This window comes from Wolbachia endosymbiont (group A) of Andrena helvola, from assembly GCF_964028415.1.
Classification (GTDB): domain Bacteria; phylum Pseudomonadota; class Alphaproteobacteria; order Rickettsiales; family Anaplasmataceae; genus Wolbachia; species Wolbachia pipientis.
Map to the genome: position 1 here is coordinate 541,766 of NZ_OZ034779.1, position 18,428 is coordinate 560,193.

Consider the following 18,428-nt stretch of genomic DNA (forward strand, 5'->3'; position numbering starts at 1 on the left):
CACTGGAATCTCATTTACTTTTTTGTTCACTATGTGAGGAACTTGGGCCTACAAGTATATAAACATAATGGTTTCGCATAAAAAATTTAGATCCCAGATACTGTCTCTGTTGTCAAACAAATTATCCAACAAAATTACAATTAAATGGTTGATTATTTTTAAGAATACCAAAAAAGACATGCATTAATTTTCGCATTAACGCAAGAACTATGACTTTTGGACATTTGCCTTTACTTGCTAGACGCTGACAAAACTTTTGAAAATGATTATTATGGTTTTTGACTACTATAGCTGGCATATAAAGAGCTTTTCGAATACGCTCAGATCCTATTTTGCATATGCAACTTCTCTTACTTACTGACGATCCCGATTGATAATGTCCTGGCAGCAAAAGCTGTAAATTGTTTAGCATTGTCAAAGTTATCAACTGATGGCATTTCTGCGACAACAGCAACAGCAGTAAGATATCCTATACCTTTTATAGTCTTAAGGTTTTCCACCATATTTTTTAGATGTGGATAGTTATTTATATGCTCATTAATTTCTTTTTCGAGAACAATAATTTGCTCCTCTATTGCCAAAATTACTTTAGATATAGCTTCTTTGCAACTGGAATGCATATTTTTGTTTTCCAAGCGATTTGTCTGTTGCACCTTATCATCTTTTAGCGATTGCATGCAACGGTAAAGCTCCCTCAAATGCCTCATTTCAGGTGCAATGGGCTTCCAAAGAGCAGGTTTGTTGGCGATACAAAATCTAGCTATCATAGCTGCATCTGATTTATCTGTCTTATTTCTGAGCAGCTCACTTTTGCCAAAAGCTTTCTGGGTTTACTATACTGACATTATGTCCTAAATCGTGCATAAAAGTAGCCAAATCTTCTCCATACCAACTAGTTGCTTCAAGACATAAATGAGTAAGATTTGCTCCATGGCCATTGCACCAAACTACAAGTTTTGCAAAACCATCTTGATTATTTTGAAAGACTTTGTGTCGTTTTTTACTGTCCACTAACAAACAAACATCAAATTTCTTTTTTGAAATATCCACACCCAAAATAGCATTTACTTGCATAAAATTGCCTCCAAGACTATAAATAAACTGAGAGTTTAGACTAACCTTGTAATACGGGATATAATTCCAAAAGATACTGTTCAGTCTTTAACTCTATGGGAGGGAAGCAAAATCTGGCTTAATGGCATTAGTGTCGCATCAGCTTCACCCTCCCTGTGAGGTATTTTAGCTCTAATGCCTCACATCATAAAGATACAAGTGTCACGCACTAACTGTACGAACATTGAGATATAAGAGTAATTTGTACCAAGAAAAAAGATGTCATCCCAGTGCCCAGACACTGGGATGGCTTTGTTGCATCGCTCTTCGGATAGTAGGTAACGCACAATAAATTTATGAAGCTATCTCAAATTTAGCCATACCAATATCAGTGAACTTATTGAGCAAATAGCATTTAACAAGTAGTTCCTTCTCTCTATTTGTCTCAGATTTATTCCTAAAACTAAACCCGAATGTTTGTTTCAGTCGCGAGAAAAAACTTTCTATATAAGATCTTTTTCCATAACTCATCTCTTTTTTCCACTTCTTTATACCATCTTCATCATATGACTTTATGAGCTTGACTGCAGAATTTCTCTCAGCCATATAGTCTAACTTTGGATGCTCTGCTGCGTTGTTTTTCGGAGGAATTTTCGTTTTTATACCATATTGATTACACAGCTTATAGAGCTTTTCTCTGTCATATGCCCTATCTGCATATAGTACTTTTATGACATACTGAAAATCGACTTCTTTTAGCAAATCACAAGCTCCATAGTGATCAGAGTAGACACCGTTACTGTATTTTACAGCTATGGCTTTTTTGCTGTTTGTATTCAACATTACATGCAATTTTCTTGTCTGTTCATAGCTGCGATACTTTCTATCTTCGCTATTTTCTTTGCTATGACCAGGAGTGTTGTTGTATATACTAATTCCTGTACTGTCTATAGCAATTTCGATATCTTCCATATTATTTTCTGCAATCATTGATCTTAATATTGAGTTTCTTAAACCTTCTTGATGATTGTGAATAGCTGATAACTTGCAAATTTTTCCCAATTTGCTCAAGGTATCCTGCTATAAACCCAACTGTTTGCCTCAGGCCTATTCTAAATAAACAAGTTATTATGTGCACCAAAATTACAATTTTATCGCTATAAATATTGTTGCCACCTGGTATTTTTGGACCATTCTCGTACCACTTTTCTATGGCTTCGTTGATATAATGAAAAATATTTCCTCTTTTTTCTAGAAATTTGTTATATTCGCTATGGTTACTGACCCTCATTTTTTGTGGCATATTTTTTCTTCAACAGTTAAATCGCTATTTATAATGAATTTTGTCAGTAATCACTAATTTTTCTGCTGCTATGCAACAAAGCTCACTGGGATCCAGATTGGACACTAAGTTGGTGAGTATAAAAGTAGCTAACCTTATGTTAAAACACAATATTTTTGGTGAGGGGTTGCATTAAAAGCTGGATTCCAGTGTCAAGCACTGGAATGACATCGTCTTAACATTGTACCATATTACAATGTTCGTACAGTTATGTGTCACGCTACTTGGATGACAAGAAAAGGTTTCTAGAATGACGGAAACGAAGTCATACATAGAAAATAGGTTAGGTATTTTCAATTTTTGTTGTATACTCAAATAAAAATCTCACTTTTACAGATGGATACAGTAAAGTTTGTTTTATTACTGCCAACAATATTACTCATGCTAGTTGCTGGTGTTTACCTATCGATTAAACTAAAATGGCTACAGGTATTTAGATTACCATACGCCCTTTCACTCCTTGGAGCTAAAAAAGGAGAAAATAAATTTTCTTCTATAGCCGCTCTGTTTACAATTTTAGGGGGAAATTTAGGAGTAGGAAATATTTCAGGAACTGCTGTTGCTCTAAAAACCGGAGGACCGGGCTCTATTTTATGGATGGCAATAATTATTGTTATCACTTCTGTGATAAAATATGTCACTTGTTATCTAAGTATAAAAACCAGAAAGGAAAAGAACGAACGGTTTATAGGTGGCCCTGTAGCCTACATGACTGATGCGTTTAACTCTAGGAAGGCCACAATTGTCTTTCTAGTTATCATGATGATGGTTTCAATAACAGTTGGTAACCTTGTTCAGGTAAATTCTCTATCAATACCACTTAATATGATAGATGTGCCTGTAGTTGTTGGTGGCATTGTAATGGCCATAATATTTTTTGTTGTTGCAGCTCTCAGCTTAAAAAAAATTAAAATTTTTATATCGGCTATGATACCGATAATGACGGTAAGTTACCTCACACTTTGCGGTATCATATTATTTAAATTTAGTGAAAATATTCTTCCTTCTCTAAAACTAATAACAAGCAGTTTTTTTACAACTAGTAGCTTTAACTCTGGTTTATCTCTAGGTTTGATTTTAGAAATGTTGACTATTATTCAAGTTGGAACTTTGCGAGGTATTTTTGCAACAGATATAGGGCTTGGCCTCGAAGGAATCGTACATTCTTCAATTGTTCCTAAGAAAAATAATAATAAATTTATTATTGAACAGAGCCTAATCACAATAATATCGCCTTTTATAGTTGCATTCATAGTGTTTATTACAACAATGGTACTGCTTGTCACAGATTCTTGGGTCACTGATTTAGAGAGTACTAACATGTGCATATTTGCTTTTAGAAAAGCTATGAATTGGCCCTATATTGACTATTTAATTATGGCCATAATGTTTTGTTTTGCCTTTACTACTATTTTTACTTGGTTTTTTTGCTCAAAACAGACAATACGCTATGTGTCTATGGATAATAAATACACTAAAATCTGGATTGTAATTTTTACCATGATCATTCCGCTTGGTGCGATAGGTAAAGTCCGGTTGCTATGGGATGTTGCTGATATCTCGATTGCTGCTTTGTTGTTTATCAACATACTCGCTATACTCAAGCTAACCTCTCAAGATCCAGAAGTGTTTACTATGAGTAGCAGATATTTGAAGTTGCAAAAACAGAGCTATAGCTAAAGCAATTTAGGCTATGCAGCTGTTGTGATATAAGAGTGATTTCCGCCAAGAAGGATGTCATCCCAGTGCCCAGACACTGGGATCCAGGAATCTTGATTGGCACTAAGTTAGTGAGCATAAAAGTAGCTAATCTTATGTTAAAACACAACATTTTTGATGGGGTTCGTGAAAGGCTGGATTCCAGACTGGAATGACAACTTAAATCGTTTGATGTTACCATAAAATAGCTTGTGTCATCACATTAGTAACACAACCTTCCTTAATAAAAATTCAACCAATGCTTGTGATAATTATATTAGCTAGTATTAGCTAGAACTAAAGGCAGAGGGTTATTAGTGAGGGATATATGGGCACTAACGATACACAACAAGAACACATTTATAATGAGCGCATTCAAGAAATTTTTCCTTTATTTGATAAAATAAAAAAGGAAGACGACCCAATTTATAATGCTAGAGTTGATTTTAACACAGTAAAGTTTTTAACAAAACACGCCAACTGGAATTGGGACGAAGAAGAAAACAAAGATAAAGCATATGGAGTTATTCTTCAGAAATGCGACAAGACAAAGAAAGCTGGACAAGACCTTGAAAGTGAAGTTAAAGAAAGGTTGAAAGAGTATGTTGATGATGTTGCAGGAGTTTCAATATACGGTAATCACGCAAGTATTACGCTGGGAAATAACAAAAAAGAGTTTAAAATCAGCGAATTTTTAAACAGTGATTTTTGTGAGAAGAATGAAATCTCGGGATTTTCAACATTGCATAGTGATGGAAAGAGCGGAATGCATGGTTTTGTTGCCGAGGAAGAAGGGAAAAAAATAAGACATTATGTCGTAACTGATGGTTCATATGAAATGACTTTAAAGTGGTATGCGGAGGGGAAGGAATGTAAGATCAAAATTAAGATTGATGCTAACGGTGTAGACCTTGTTAAAGGTGATGATTTTTCTCTAGAACGGTTAGAAGTAAACAGAGATGTAAAAATAGGTGGTTTATTCTTGCATGAAATACAATTCAGGGAGAAAGGACAAGGAAAAGCGAATGAGATGCAACATAATAAAGACAGTAACGAGCTATCATCTGAAACTACAACAAGAATTGATGTTAATAGAGGTGTTAGCGTTCAAGCTACTGATATAACTCAAAAAAAAGAAGACCACCATTCACATTTTGGACTACAATCTAACAGCAGAAGGCAGTCTTACGATAGCGGAATTGGAAAAGATTTTGACGATAAAATTAATTCTCAGGAGGCTAAAGAAAAGCGTGAGCTTAGACAAGCAGCACGAGAAGCAAATTCGGGAGGTCAAGTTTATAACCTACAATCGCTTTTTGAGGAGAATCCTCAGAACAAAAAAACTCCTCCGCCACTTCCACCTAGAACTAGTTCACTACCACCTAAAAAAGGTGTTTTCGATGAGCAAGGGGGAGCCAAATCTGGAAGCCAAAAACCAGATGACTTGCGCGAAAATGAGCAAACACCTAATAATCAGCAAAAAGGTGCAACTTCTGATTCTTCAGATAGTTCTACTTTCACCAAGTCTGTAAGCCACAATCAAGATAATAGGCAAGAAGATGAACGGTATGACAATCCTACATTTGGACATGCTGTACCTGGAAGCCAAAAACCAGATAGAAGTGAGCAAACACCTAATGATCAGCAACAACCTAAAACCCAGCAACAAGAAGGAAATAGCAAAGGCGATCTGTTACAAGACATCAGAAATTTCAAGAAAAACAACTTACGGCACATTGATGTTGATGATAGAAAAGCATCAATTGCAGGAAGTAGAAAAAATAACCCATCACCGTTAGAGACATTAAAGGACATAATTCCTTATTCATCTTCTCCAGATAACAGTGATAACCAAGATGCTAGTGATGCTAAGTGGAAAGAAAGTGAACAGCCGCTCTCTGCTACAGCACTCAATAATAAAAGTGACTCGGGCTATTCATCTCCAACTCATGACAATAATGAACAATCTCAAGTAAATCCTGAACAGTTAAAGAAGAGCTTAGAGAACATTGAACAAAGTGATCAAACTCCACCTGAAAATCTTCTTAAAGAAATCAGAGATAGATCACAGCAGGATAATAGAGGATTAAGGCAAGTTGATCCTACTGATAAACTGTCACAAGATAAAGAAGATGGATTGCAAAAAGACGATTTAGCAGATGTAAAAATAGTGGAAGGTCCAACTATTAGTGTCTCTGCTTCAACACCAAATAGTATAAGTGATTCAGGCTATATATCTCCAACTAATAGTGATAGTAAATCTCAAACAGATTTAAAACAGGTAGGAAGGAAATTAGAAGAACATATTAGACAAAGTAATCTAACTCTATTTGAAGAACTTAAAAATACATTAGGTCAAGAAAATCTCGGGTTAAAACCAGCTGATCAGAGTCAGATTAGCGAAGAAACTAAAAAACGCTTGAGAGAAGTTGGGTTGCTAAAAGACAGCTCAACAGACATAAAAGCAAACGATTCGGGCTATTCATCTCCAACTCATGACAATAATGAACAATCTCAAGTAAATCCTGAACAGTTAAAGAAGAGCTTAGAAAACATTGAACCAAAAGAAATCGGAGATACGAGTGAGTTAAAAGGAGCATTGGGAAACCCGGATAAAGGGTTAAGAGAACCGGCACAACAGGCTACTAAAGAAAATATTCCTAAAGATTCATTCTCAGAAAACATTTTAGAAAAGATAGGAGAAGGTAAACAATATGACCCTATACGTAAGTGGTTAGAAAAAACAGTGGCAGAACGAGAAAATAATGACACTAATCCAACTGTAGATAAAAATAGCGAACTATATAAATTACTAGAGAAAGATGAAGCACAACTGAAAGCTGGAGTAATAGAAGAAGAAAGAGGAGATACTTTAACAGAACACACTGATGGTTATGATCGCAATAGAATTGCATTAGCTAACAGAAATAAAAGACCACTAGATTGGGCTAAACAGGTTGCTGAGTCACAACAAAAAAAAGATACTAATAAAGGTATTTCAATATAAATTGAAGTTAAAATAATTGCTTAGCAAACAATAGGTTTCATGTAATGGTAACCCTATAACGGAAGAGTAGGAGCCGCGTAAGAACAATACGAACACTCCAGCTAGGCCTTGTATATTGCATCCCCCCGCCCTATTTTTCCACTCTTCTGATGCTAAATAATACTTAATTTCTTGTTCACTGAGACGTTTAAATTTCACTATTGTAACCACAGTCCTGATATGTTGTTTAGATTGATCGGGAGTTAATAGACATACACTGGTGTATACTCTATGCCTTCTTCCTGATAACAAGCGGATACATTTTTCTGCTTGCTCAACGTTTTCAGCTTTGAGCAATATCCTTCTACCACAAGCAACAACTGTATCAACACCAAGCACAAAATAATTTGGATTTAAACTTTGTATTTTCTCAGCTTTACTTTTTGCCATACGGATTGAGTAATCCTTCGGAAGTTCCTTTTTTAAAGGGGCTTCATCTATATCTGCTGGCAAAATTAAACCTGGCTCAATGTTTATTTGTTTTAGTAAAGCTATACGCCTTTTCGATGATGAAGCAAGAATAAGATTATTTAGAGATCGTTCTGTCACTTGTACCTTTAAGCCTTCTAATGATCCTACCCTTTCTCGCATTCCTATCGTAAATGCTCATCTCAACTAACACCCTATCCCCTATAATGATGCGTATTTTACTTCTTCTCACTTTCCCTGATACATGACAGATAATCTCATGTTCATTGTCCAGTTTCACTCTAAATTCTGCTGCAGGTAGTAAAGCAGTTACTGCCCCTTCCACTTCAAAAATTGTTTTCGATTTCTCGTCTTTTATCATATGTTATATTATAATTTAATAATCTTTTTTAGTCTACTATAGATTTTAAATTATTATCAACACAAAAGACCTTTTGCGCCCCACTTAAGTTGCAACTTAACCCCAACCATCTTCACAATGATACCCTACCTACGTTTCTACTCTCTGCCACCTTCTCAATAGAACTTATAGGACTTATGTTGAAAGATAAATCATTATCACAATTTTCTTCATCGCTATCAAGTCCACTATCAACGCTTAAAGATCTGAGTAATGTTGTCTTCTCTCTCAGTGGAACATAAGACTCATTATCAACGCTTGAAGATTTGGATAACCTTTTCTTCTGTCGTGGGGCATTACCAGACTCATTAGAAATTTCTCCCGTTAATTGATTGTTGAAGCTCCTTTGTTCATCAGCACGAATTTTTTCTTCCAGTCCATCAAGCATTCCTACCAATTCATCACCCCATTCATTTTCTTCTTCTAATAATTGTTTACACTTTTCTTTCTCACGCTCTAGCTCGTTTCTTAACTCTTCGACTTTATCTTCATCTTTAGTGAGTTCAAGTGTAAGCACCTTATCTCCTGGAAATTCCTCGTACTCGTTTTCTAGTTCTTCAATGTTGAGTTTTAGTCTCTCTTCTCCAAGTGTATCTTGTAAATCGCTATCCTGCCTATCTGATTCTTTAATCTTTTGCTCAATTTCTACTTGTACCTTATATTCCTGATCTAATTCTCTTAGCTGATCTTTCAAGCGCTCTTTCTGCTGGCGTCGTTCAACCATTATCTGTTCCGCATCTTCTCGTGCTTGATTTAGCTCTTTTTCCAAATTCTTCTTTCCTGCATTAACAATTTTCAGCTCTTCCTTTAGCTTTCTTTTTTCTTCATATACACCTTTAAGTTCTTGTGCTTTCCCTTGTAGCTCTTTTAACACACCTGCTAATTCTTCATTTTTTTGTGCCAGTTCAGTTTGCAATTCCGTGTTTTTTTGCTCCTCTTTTTCAAACCTGTCTTGTAAATTGCTATTCTGCTTCTCTAACTTTACAATTGTTTGATTAGCTTCTGCTTGGGTTGTTTCTAGTTTCTCCTGTAGTCGCTGATTTTCTTGTATTAATTCATGGTGCTTTTTATTTATCACTTGCAACCCTGCTTCTATTTTTTGCTTCAATTCAACAGCTTCTTTTTTCAAATTTGACATTTCTTGCTTCAATTCAACGTTTTTTTCGGACAGCATCTGATTATTTAAAATCAATTCATCCATTTGTTGTGAAGCAAATTCTGTCTGAGTTCCAGTGTGCTGTAAATTGACTTCCGTTTTAGTTTCAATTTGTTGTGAAGCAACTTCTGTTTGAGTTTCAGTGTGTTGTAAATTGACTTCCGTTTGAGTTGATGCATTGCTATTAATAGAAGGAGGAAGGCTATTGTCAGCATCAACTTTAGGGTCTAATTCCCCCTCTGGTTCCTCGCGATAGGCCGCTATAGACTCATTTTGAAAATTATTATTAGCAGTAGGTACAACATCAGCAGCCTTACCTTTTTCTAGTACAGCATCATATAAGGAGAGACCTTGAATATATAATTCATCGTTTTGCTTTATTAATTCTAAGATCTCATCCGATAGCACAAAATCTTCATCATTAAATTTTAGTACTTCAGTTATGCCATCGCTACTCACATTCATAATCATGGTACACATTTCGGATCCATCCTTTACAGGCCAAGTGCTTTTCATTTCATAATATGCGCCCTCTTTAAATTTATAATATCTTTCCTTACCTTTCCGATGAGCGTGTATTTCATGTTTTTTATTGCAATAGATATTCAGCTCTTTAATATCTTTCTCTTGCTGTAAAATGTTACTAATCCTGGTTGGCTCACTTCTATTGTAATTAATAGAGTTGATATTCAAAACTCTATAAGCGTTATCAGTTTCTGTGTAATAAGCTTGAAGCTCTACGCCTTTCCTTCCAAGATATTTACTTGCAGCTTTTTTTCCCTGCTCTGCCAACTTTATGCATTTATCTATATCTTTCTTAAAGCTCTTATTAGCAGACTCTGTTACTGCTTTATCTATGTACGTTTTTTTAAAATCTCTATCATTTATTAGATCATAAAAACTCCACTCATCTCTATAAGCCTTCTGTATAGCAGTGAAGTCACTTTCTTCTTTCAAAAGCATTAAGAAGCTTACCTTGTCTCCTAGGTCTTTTAGTTTAAAGCCTGTTATTATCTTCTCTAATTGAGAAAATTTTTCAGCAGGATTATTTAAATTTTTTAACTCTTTGTATAATTTATTATTTTCTGCAATTGAGCGGCAGAACTTTATTATAGCAGAGTCCTTAGTGAAAGAATTGTCTTTTTCCATTTTATTGATACAGTCCTTGAGGGATGTAAAATGCGATTCAAGCCATGACGAATATAGATCGTATTCATAAAATGCCAACAAGCAATGTATTGCATTCCAAGCACATGATGCTACCCTTATAACTGATTCAACATCATAATTCTCTGACTGATTACTTGTTTTTCCTGCCTCTGCTGTTTTTTCTTCCTTAGCCAAACTTCCAGTCATAATACGCCTCCTTAACTATATTTATATTATACCAATTAACATATATTAAAAGAAATCAAACTGTATAACCTCGTCCTACACTAACTTTTATGATTACTTAATTGTGTAAAAATAACTGCAAGTGTTAAACTTGAGCTTTTATTTTTCATTATACATTTCTTACTACATGTTTATACTGCTGTCTTGCATAATAGACTATTCGAAGTTACACAAGTATTTTTTTTATTAGATAAGAGTTAGTAAGAGCCTGTTCATAATTTTTTCAGAAGTAAGGCAGTGAAAGCCAGAACGACCATTTGTAGGCTAGTATTGAGTTTTCGCTCACAATTTTTCCACAATCTTCTACATTTTTCTAACCAAGCAAAAGATCGCTCCACAACCCATCTTTTGGGCAATACAACAAAGGAACGTAATTCATTTCTTTTGATCACTTCAACGGTTGCACCAATAATCGTTTTTATTTGAGTTACAAAATTCTCTCCAGTATAGCCTGCATCAACCAGTACATTTTTAACTCCCGAGAGGTTTTCTTTTGCATTTTCGACCATTCTCACAGCACTGCTACGGTCAGTTATCTCTGCTGTTGTTGTATAAATTGCATGCTTGCGTATCTACTGCAATACGGCCCTGAAATCTTCTTGCCTGCATCATAGCTTCAGCAGTATCTGCATTTTTTATACTCTGTGCATCAATTATGCAGAAGCTTTTCCGACCATTGTTTTGTCGCAATTATTTTTTTTTAATACCAGCTCCAGAACACTTTCTTTATTTACATCTGGTTTTTCACTCCACTTCTTAAAATAGTCGTAACAATTGCGCCATTTTGGGAACTCTTTTGATACCATTCTCCACTGGCAACCACTTTTTAACACGTATAACACTCCACAAAATATATCATGTAAATCAAGTGTTCTTGGTTTTGTCTTCTTTCTGCAAGATTCCAGATCTGCTACAATAATCTCAAACTTTTCTCGACTTATGTCACTTGGTTATAAACTTCGCATATCCTACTTTATATACTTTATCCTCTCACTTTATCTCTTTTTTGAGATTACGTACAGGCTCTAAGATACAAAGACGTTTTCAGAAATCTTTAAGCTTAATAACATCCTCTCTCTTTGGACTAGTTGAGATTAGATGAATTGGTACACCTATTAATTTTTCTAACCCTTCTATATATTTTATTAAATTGATAGGCAATGTTTCAATCGACCTTTTACCTTGAGTGTTTTCTTTCCAGCCAGGAAACTCTTCATATATTGGCTCTAATTCCCCTTGTATTGAATGCGATGCGGGTAAATAATCATACATTTTTCCGCTATACTTGTAACCAGTGCATATTTTAATTGTATCAAAAGAATTAAGCACATCTAATTTGGTTAATACAATGCTTGAAACTCCAGAGAGTTGTACGGCCTGGCGCACTAAAACTGCATCGAACCATCCGCAACGCCTTCTTCTATTGCTCACTGTTCCAAGTTCCTTACCTATAGTAAACAAGCTATCTCCTACTTCATTTTTCTGCTCAGTAGGAAATGGGCCATTGCCCACTCTTGTTGTATAAGCTTTTACCACACCAATAATGTAAGCATTGGAGGATAACCCTGAGCCTGTTATTGCTTGCGATGCTACAGTATTACTTGAAGTAACAAAAGGGTAAGTTCCGTGGTCGATATCTAAAAATGCGCCTTGGGCACCTTCAAATATTATTTTCTTACCTTCTTTCATCAAGTCATTTAATATCTTCCACACAGGTTTTTTATATGAAAGAATTTTTTCTGAAATCTCTTGAATTTCCTTTAATATTTCTTCTTTTTTAACCACCTGGTAGTTAAGGCCTTTCCTGATAGCATTGTGGTAATTCAAAAGAGTATCCACTCTTTTATTGAGCTCATCTGCGTTTTCTAAGTCACAAAGGCGTATAGCTCTCCTTCCAACTTTATCTTCATAACATGGCCCTATCCCTTTGTTTGTTGTATCAATTTTGTGATTTCCATTTAAATCTTCAAATAGCTTTTCCTTGTCCTTATGTATGCTAAGTATTAATGGACAGCTCTCGGATACCATCAAGTTGTTATAGTTTACGTCTACTCCTTTAACTTTCAATGACTCTATTTCTGAGATTAGAGCGTGTGGATCAAGAGCAACGCCATTTCCTATGATAGATATTTTGCCTGGCCTCAAAACAGCAGAGGGCAGTAAATTTAATTTATAAACCTCATCATCTACTACTATAGTGTGCCCTGCATTATTTCCTCCCTGAAATCTCACAACTACATCTGCATTCTCAGAAAGATAATCTACTATTTTACCCTTGCCTTCGTCACCCCATTGCAGACCAACAATTACAATGTTATTCATCATTATTTTCTAGATTAATACATAAATATTAATGCAGTACGCTACAAATGGAAAGAGAAATCTACGCCTTTCCTACACCCCTTAAATAAAGAAATATACTGTCGATTTTCTTAATATATTACCAAATTATTCATCATTATATGATATAACTTACAGCATATTTACAGTAAGGTGTTATTTATGAAAGAGACAAAAGGAAAAAATAATAAGAGTCCAGTAGTTAGATTAAAGGCCACAGCTAAAGAGTTCAATTTTAGTAAATTAAGAGCAGATCAAGATAATAAATTAGCGAATTCCGGTGAAACAATGTTCTTAGATTTTCAAAGGATGAATTTTATTATTAACGGAAAAGAAATAGATAAAAATCTTATTATTGCATTTAAGGAAGGAGCTAAGCACCGCAAAAGCGAACTTTTTAATAGTGATGATATATATAATGACGAAATATTTAACAAAAAAGGAACAAGAGAAATAGATACGGATCATGGCAAAGCATTTGTTGCTTCAGTACTTGAAGATATTGAGAAAGAGCTTGCAAGTGATGCATTGGGTGAGCTGTGGAAGGATCACTGCGAGAATCCCAAAACTGCTGATTATCAAAAAACTGATTCATATAAGAAAGAATTTGAAGAATTTTACAATGCTGGCCACGGGTATATCCATCTATTACCTACAGAGAGAGATGAAAACAAGGATTACCGTTCCTTTGCAAAAGAAGTTTTCAAGAAAATGTTTAGATACGCTAGTGCGGAAGTTCCAAGTGATGCTATTTTAGAAGAGCTAGTCACCAATTGTAATCAAGCAGGGTATGAGGCTGCTCCATTTATACAAACTCAACTTGCACTTGGACAGTCGTTCATAGTAGAAAATCCTAAAAAAGTAATAAACATTGATTGTGCTAACCAAAATAATGTGAGAATTAGATCTGATATGAGGCTACCAATACTCTCTGTTAAAAATCAAGTTATGCATGGCGATAAGATATGTAATCTGCCCAGTTCATTGGAATTTACAATTGAATCTCACAATAGTGAAGACTTTGTAACATACAGAGATGGTAAATTGTCACTTACTATTCCTGAAGAGTTAAAAAATTATAAAGATAATGGCAAGAACTTGTTTGACATTATTAAAGAATATTTTCAGAAATTCTGTGCAAAATTAGGATTTAAACCTGAGACAAAAATACAAATAGAGCATAGCTTAGGTACTCAAAGTAACTATTTAGATGGTACAATATCTACTACAGGATCAGATGCAAATGAAGAGTTTATCAATCTTTTAAGCGAAAATCTCAGAGAGAGGTTCTTGGGGTTAGGACTTGCTCTAGAAGATGTTAATGATCTTGTTGAAGTCAGAGTATCTACAGTTATGGATCTATTGAGTGATTATGCTAAATTGGAAGATAATAAAGAAAACAGAGAGTTATTAATAAGTGAAGTAGCAGATAATTTAGGGCTTTCCTTTCAAGGTAAAATAGCATCAGAAGTATTGAAAGAGTTTGATGATGAAATGTTAATGCATACAGAAGGTATAGATAATAACATAGGTCAACATATAATGGAATTAGGCTCTTTACCTTCTTTGATAAGAGGCCATATTAATCATAATCAAGTGCAGTCTGTTGTAAATACTTTTATTAAGTTAATTATTGAAGGGAAAAGCGAAGTATACAAAGAAAAAAATGCAATTAATGCAATTGATGCAATTTATCAGAAGGTAGATAAGGCAATTGTTGAGCAAGAAAAAAGAGCAACCAACAAACAAGATATAGAAAATGATAAATGGACAGATAGAATCAAAAAACAGAAATTATCTGTGGAATCACATGAACATTTACTTTAAAGATACTGGTAGGCTCCTTAAATATTTTAGAGTTCATGGTTGCAACGGTTGCTATTTTACAGCGCACCTCATCGTAAAAACTACGTGCCGTTGCATCATATGTTTCAAGAACGTTGGTAAAATGTTCAAGTTGATCTCGATTCAATACCTGATCTATTCTAGTTAGTTGGTCATTGCTGCTTTTAAAATTAGTTAGATCACATAACATAGCACGTTCTTCAGTTTCAGCAGGCAAGTATTTAAAGTGACCAAAGATATTTTGCCTAATTCTCTCTAGCATATTTACCTGTATACTTACAAAGCTACCTAATACCGCATACTGATTTCTCTCTTTATTTTGTACGAATTAATCAAATGAAGCGAATACAGTATCCACACTACTAAAAAAAATGTGGCACAAAACATAAACATTACAATGAGTGGCAACAGCAAAGAACCTTCTATTGCTACTCCACCTCTTCTCAAAATGCTTGCAGGCTGATGAAGAGTAGACCATAAATTCACAGAAAATTTTACTATGGGAATATTTATAGCACTAAAAATGGCAAATACTGCTGCTGATTTTTCTGCCCTCGCTTCATTATCAAAAGCGCTCCACAATGAAAGGTAGCCAACATATAGGAAAAATAAAATCAGCATTGAAGTAAGCCTTGCATCCCATACCCACCAAGTGCCCCAGGTTCCTTTTCCCCAGATGCTGCCTGTGATTAAACATATTGCCGAAAAGACTGTCCCTGCAGGAGCAGCAGCATGTGCCAAGACACTAGCAATGCTATTGTTCCACACCAATGAAATGAAACTGAGTGATGCAATTAATCCATATATTCCAAGAGCAAGCCATGCAGAAGGCACATGAAGATACATAATTCGTACAATTTCTCCTTGTTTATAATCTTCTGGGGAGAAGAATAACGCCAAAGACATTCCAATTAAAAAACATGCGAAACAAATCACCCCAAGCCAAGGTAGAGCTTTCTTAGAAAAATAAGAGAAATTTGTAGGCTTTAATAAAAACATTCGTTTTGAGAATAATTGTGTTAAGAATTTACCAATTAGTTTGAGTTTTATCAACAGGATAGTTTTTCTATATTTACGTAGGTCAACAAATTAGCATAATTTCAGTAGCAGATTGCTAGCTATTATTTTTAGTATATGACCCTTAAAAAGCTTAATCTACACTTAGTATCAGATTCAAGTGGTGAAACTGTTATATCAGTTGCAAAATCAGCTCTGAAACACTTTCGTTCTGTAGAAACGATCGAATATGTTTGGTCTTTTGTAAAAGGAGAAGAGCAGATTGACAAAATTCTGGAGGAAATTAATAGGAAAAGTGATGAGCATAATTTTGTTATATGCACTATTACTGATGATGAGCTAAGAAAATATCTAAAAGATAACTGTATAAAGTTGAAAATTCCCTATAGAGCAATATTATCACATATTATTAGAGAAATTTCGTCTTATCTTGAAATTGAAAAAGACGAAAAGCTTGACTTGCATACTGAGATAAATAACGAATATTTTCAGCGCATTGAGGCAATAAACTACACTATTAATCATGATGATGGACAAAATATTCAAGATATTGATAAAGCAGATATAATTTTGGTTGGAGTTTCACGTACATCAAAATCTCCCACCAGTACGTATTTAGCTTACCGAGGCTATAAAGTTGCAAATATTCCTTTTGTTAGTGGAGTACCCTTTTATGTTGACTTGGCAAAATTAAAAAATAAACTAACGATAGGGGTAACAATAGACGTAAGTAGGCTAATAGAAATACGCAAAAATAGACTTACTTCAATTAACAACGAAGATAATAATATATATGCTAACCCTGAGAAAGTAGAAAAGGAAATTAAAGAAGCAGAGGAGCTCTTTAAACAGAATAACTGGCCAATTATCGATGTCACGCAAAAGTCGATCGAAGAAGTATCAGCAACAATTATACAATATTTTAATAAAATGTTATCAATTGACTAACTCTTGATAAGTGATTATAATGTAAAGTAATTTAATTCTTACTATAGATATGAAAGTCAAAGGGTCGCTAAAATCTCATCGTAACAGAGATAAAAATTGTAAAGTTGTGAAAAGGGGTGGTAAGATTTACATTATAAATAAGGTAAAGCCAAGGTGTAAAGCGCGTCAAGGTTCTTAGCTTTTTGTTCACCTTTTCATGTTATATATTTTTTATATGTGAAAGTACGGTGCTTATATCTAAAAAGAAGCAAAAGTTACTGTGTTTAAGCGCAGCCTTACTCATTTCTTCCCTTACATTATATTTCAGCATTAGCACAATTACAGGTAAACGTGGCTTATTGACGTTAATCGATTTAAAAAAAGAAATCGAGTACAATAAACTTTTGCTAAAGGATGTCTCTTCTGAAAAGGAAAAGTTGGACAACAAAGTATTTGGCTTATATGAAAAAAGTTTAGATTTAGATCTGCTTGATGAGCAAGCAAAAAATGCTTTAGGTTATGTGAACCCTAATGAACTTATGGTTGTTCTTGACGTGGAATAGCAGTAGTGACCTTACCCAGAAAAAGTGGAGAGAAAGAAAAGAGTTTTTTTGGGTAAAATAAAATTTTGGAGGATTAGAAATGGTAAGAGAATATACGGCAGAATTCAAATTGGAAGCTGTTAAACTGGCAAATGAACAAAGAAAGGCAGGTCAAACAATTACAAAAATAGCAAGAGATTTAGGAATAAAGGGTGGTTTATTAGGAAAATGGATAAAGAAACACAACGAAAAAAAGTCAGCGGCAAATGCATTTCCAGGTAGAGGTAACATGGCTCCTTACGACAAAGAGAGGTTTGATTTACAAAGCAAGAGTAACAAGGGAAAGAGACATTTAAAAAAAAGCCCTGGCCAGTCAAAAAGAGTAAAATATTTTTTTATATAGTAACTGCTATAAAGTACAGGAATTATGTAGGATTTTCTGCTAGTGGCTACTATAAGTGGACCACAAGAAAAATAAGCAGTAGAGAATCAGCAAATAAAGAGCTACTCGAAGCTATTCAAAAAATATATCAAGTTTCTAAATGTAGATATGGAGCTCCTAAAATTCATGCTGAATTGAAGGCTTTGGGTAAAAGTTGCAATTTGAAAACGGTGCAAAGTATTATGCAGAAAAATGACATCAGGGCTATACTGAGAAGAAAGTTTAAAATTAAAAAACAACAAACAGATAATAGAGCTGTAGCTCCCAATATACTAGATCAAAACTTTATTGTTGATCAACCAAATAAAGTATGGGATTACTTACATCAAAACCAAGGAGGGATGGCTATATTTGGCAGCAATAATTCTCACGTATGGTAGTTAATGAGTAGTGCAATAAATAAACAATTGGTTATGAACTCTTTATTAATGGCCATTAATAGGCGTAAACCTGTTAAAAATCTACTGCTGCACAGTGACCAAGGTTCACAATATACTGCGCAAGGGTATCAATATCTCTTAGCTGTAAAGAATATAGATGAGTAATAAAGGCTGTTGTTACGACAATTCTGTTGCAGAAAGCTTCTTTAGCTCATTGAAAAGAGAAATACTTATTGATACTTCACAACACTCTGCTCAACAAACTAGAACTGCAATATTTGAATACATAGAAATTTTTTATAACAAACAACGTCACTATTAACTATTGCATTCCAGAACAATTTGATGCATCATTCTTTTTGTAAAAAACATTCCACACTTTCTCTCCACTTTTTCTGGGTAAGGTCAAAGGATCT

General features: G+C 34.5%; 20 protein-coding genes and 2 pseudogenes. 10 read left to right on the plus strand and 12 right to left on the minus strand.

Going from position 1 to position 18,428, the window contains the following annotated elements:
• Nucleotides 1–121: 121 nt before the first annotated feature.
• From ABWU73_RS02905 to ABWU73_RS02920, 4 genes and pseudogenes are all read right to left on the minus strand, one after another.
• Nucleotides 122–1,074, minus strand: a pseudogene (locus tag ABWU73_RS02905) (IS110 family transposase).
• Nucleotides 1,075–1,253: 179 nt separating this feature from the next.
• On the minus strand, nucleotides 1,254–1,400 hold the full coding sequence (locus ABWU73_RS02910) for a hypothetical protein (protein WP_190321476.1): 147 nt from the start codon (nucleotides 1,398–1,400) through the stop codon (nucleotides 1,254–1,256).
• Between the two features lie 7 nt (nucleotides 1,401–1,407).
• Nucleotides 1,408–2,025, minus strand: coding sequence for a transposase (locus ABWU73_RS02915; RefSeq protein ID WP_264329489.1), 618 nt, complete (start codon nucleotides 2,023–2,025; stop codon nucleotides 1,408–1,410).
• A 1-nt stretch (nucleotide 2,026) separates the two neighbouring features.
• On the minus strand, nucleotides 2,027–2,356 hold the full coding sequence (locus tag ABWU73_RS02920; protein ID WP_264329437.1) for a transposase: 330 nt from the start codon (nucleotides 2,354–2,356) through the stop codon (nucleotides 2,027–2,029).
• A gap of 375 nt (nucleotides 2,357–2,731) precedes the next feature.
• Here ABWU73_RS02920 and ABWU73_RS02925 point away from each other — a divergent pair, with 375 nt between their 5' ends.
• Entirely contained in the window at nucleotides 2,732–4,075 is a 1,344-nt protein-coding gene (locus ABWU73_RS02925) for an alanine:cation symporter family protein (protein WP_038198671.1), read from the plus strand.
• Here the strand turns inward: ABWU73_RS02925 and ABWU73_RS02930 are convergent.
• Nucleotides 4,029–4,295 (minus strand): hypothetical protein, encoded by a 267-nt coding sequence (locus ABWU73_RS02930; RefSeq protein ID WP_353285506.1) that lies wholly within the window; start codon nucleotides 4,293–4,295, stop codon nucleotides 4,029–4,031. The two genes, ABWU73_RS02925 and ABWU73_RS02930, sit on opposite strands and share 47 nt — an antisense overlap.
• A 126-nt stretch (nucleotides 4,296–4,421) precedes the next feature.
• Here ABWU73_RS02930 and ABWU73_RS02935 point away from each other — a divergent pair, with 126 nt between their 5' ends.
• Nucleotides 4,422–7,100 carry a hypothetical protein gene (locus ABWU73_RS02935; RefSeq protein WP_209472823.1) on the plus strand — a complete coding sequence of 893 codons (2,679 nt, stop codon included), beginning with the start codon at nucleotides 4,422–4,424 and terminating at the stop codon, nucleotides 7,098–7,100.
• Here the strand turns inward: ABWU73_RS02935 and ABWU73_RS02940 are convergent.
• From ABWU73_RS02940 to ABWU73_RS02960, 5 genes and pseudogenes are all read right to left on the minus strand, one after another.
• Complete coding sequence (locus tag ABWU73_RS02940; protein ID WP_010082554.1) at nucleotides 7,092–7,688, minus strand: Maf family nucleotide pyrophosphatase; 597 nt, start codon at nucleotides 7,686–7,688, stop codon at nucleotides 7,092–7,094. The genes ABWU73_RS02935 and ABWU73_RS02940 overlap by 9 nt on opposite strands.
• Nucleotides 7,666–7,929: a translation initiation factor IF-1 gene (gene infA / locus ABWU73_RS02945; protein WP_007550159.1), complete on the minus strand. Its 264-nt coding sequence runs from the start codon at nucleotides 7,927–7,929 to the stop codon at nucleotides 7,666–7,668. The genes ABWU73_RS02940 and infA overlap by 23 nt, the downstream gene beginning before the upstream one ends.
• Before the next feature lie 112 nt (nucleotides 7,930–8,041).
• Nucleotides 8,042–10,480: a hypothetical protein gene (locus ABWU73_RS02950; RefSeq protein WP_264329556.1), complete on the minus strand. Its 2,439-nt coding sequence runs from the start codon at nucleotides 10,478–10,480 to the stop codon at nucleotides 8,042–8,044.
• Nucleotides 10,481–10,731: 251 nt separating this feature from the next.
• Nucleotides 10,732–11,460, minus strand: a pseudogene (locus ABWU73_RS02955) (IS5 family transposase).
• 103 nt (nucleotides 11,461–11,563) lie between these two features.
• Complete coding sequence (locus ABWU73_RS02960) at nucleotides 11,564–12,841, minus strand: adenylosuccinate synthase (RefSeq protein ID WP_353285522.1); 1,278 nt, start codon at nucleotides 12,839–12,841, stop codon at nucleotides 11,564–11,566.
• 180 nt (nucleotides 12,842–13,021) lie between these two features.
• Between ABWU73_RS02960 and ABWU73_RS02965 the strand changes: the two genes are divergently transcribed.
• Nucleotides 13,022–14,686 (plus strand): hypothetical protein, encoded by a 1,665-nt coding sequence (locus ABWU73_RS02965; protein ID WP_264329557.1) that lies wholly within the window; start codon nucleotides 13,022–13,024, stop codon nucleotides 14,684–14,686.
• On the opposite strand, the gene ABWU73_RS02970 is transcribed toward ABWU73_RS02965, so the two are convergent.
• Nucleotides 14,640–14,966 carry a hypothetical protein gene (locus ABWU73_RS02970; RefSeq protein WP_264329558.1) on the minus strand — a complete coding sequence of 109 codons (327 nt, stop codon included), beginning with the start codon at nucleotides 14,964–14,966 and terminating at the stop codon, nucleotides 14,640–14,642. The two genes, ABWU73_RS02965 and ABWU73_RS02970, sit on opposite strands and share 47 nt — an antisense overlap.
• A gap of 26 nt (nucleotides 14,967–14,992) precedes the next feature.
• Entirely contained in the window at nucleotides 14,993–15,703 is a 711-nt protein-coding gene (ccmC, locus tag ABWU73_RS02975; protein WP_264329559.1) for a heme ABC transporter permease CcmC, read from the minus strand.
• 135 nt (nucleotides 15,704–15,838) lie between these two features.
• Between ccmC and ABWU73_RS02980 the strand changes: the two genes are divergently transcribed.
• The 7 genes from ABWU73_RS02980 (at nucleotide 15,839) to ABWU73_RS03010 (ending at nucleotide 18,334) form a co-directional block, all read left to right on the plus strand.
• The gene (locus ABWU73_RS02980; protein ID WP_006280267.1) at nucleotides 15,839–16,669 is read left to right on the plus strand and encodes a pyruvate, water dikinase regulatory protein; all 831 of its coding nucleotides are present in this window, start codon (nucleotides 15,839–15,841) and stop codon (nucleotides 16,667–16,669) included.
• 49 nt (nucleotides 16,670–16,718) lie between these two features.
• On the plus strand, nucleotides 16,719–16,847 hold the full coding sequence (gene ykgO / locus ABWU73_RS02985; RefSeq protein WP_006279631.1) for a type B 50S ribosomal protein L36: 129 nt from the start codon (nucleotides 16,719–16,721) through the stop codon (nucleotides 16,845–16,847).
• Nucleotides 16,848–17,007: 160 nt separating this feature from the next.
• Entirely contained in the window at nucleotides 17,008–17,211 is a 204-nt protein-coding gene (locus tag ABWU73_RS02990) for a septum formation initiator family protein (protein ID WP_233700147.1), read from the plus strand.
• A gap of 79 nt (nucleotides 17,212–17,290) precedes the next feature.
• Complete coding sequence (locus tag ABWU73_RS02995; protein WP_264373917.1) at nucleotides 17,291–17,593, plus strand: transposase; 303 nt, start codon at nucleotides 17,291–17,293, stop codon at nucleotides 17,591–17,593.
• 122 nt (nucleotides 17,594–17,715) lie between these two features.
• The gene (locus ABWU73_RS03000; RefSeq protein WP_094189604.1) at nucleotides 17,716–18,012 is read left to right on the plus strand and encodes an IS3 family transposase; all 297 of its coding nucleotides are present in this window, start codon (nucleotides 17,716–17,718) and stop codon (nucleotides 18,010–18,012) included.
• 3 nt (nucleotides 18,013–18,015) lie between these two features.
• Nucleotides 18,016–18,177, plus strand: a complete 162-nt coding sequence (locus tag ABWU73_RS03005; protein WP_010082071.1) for a DDE-type integrase/transposase/recombinase — start codon at nucleotides 18,016–18,018, stop codon at nucleotides 18,175–18,177.
• Complete coding sequence (locus ABWU73_RS03010; protein WP_010082072.1) at nucleotides 18,170–18,334, plus strand: IS3 family transposase; 165 nt, start codon at nucleotides 18,170–18,172, stop codon at nucleotides 18,332–18,334. The genes ABWU73_RS03005 and ABWU73_RS03010 overlap by 8 nt, the downstream gene beginning before the upstream one ends.
• The last annotated feature ends 94 nt before the right edge of the window (nucleotides 18,335–18,428 follow it).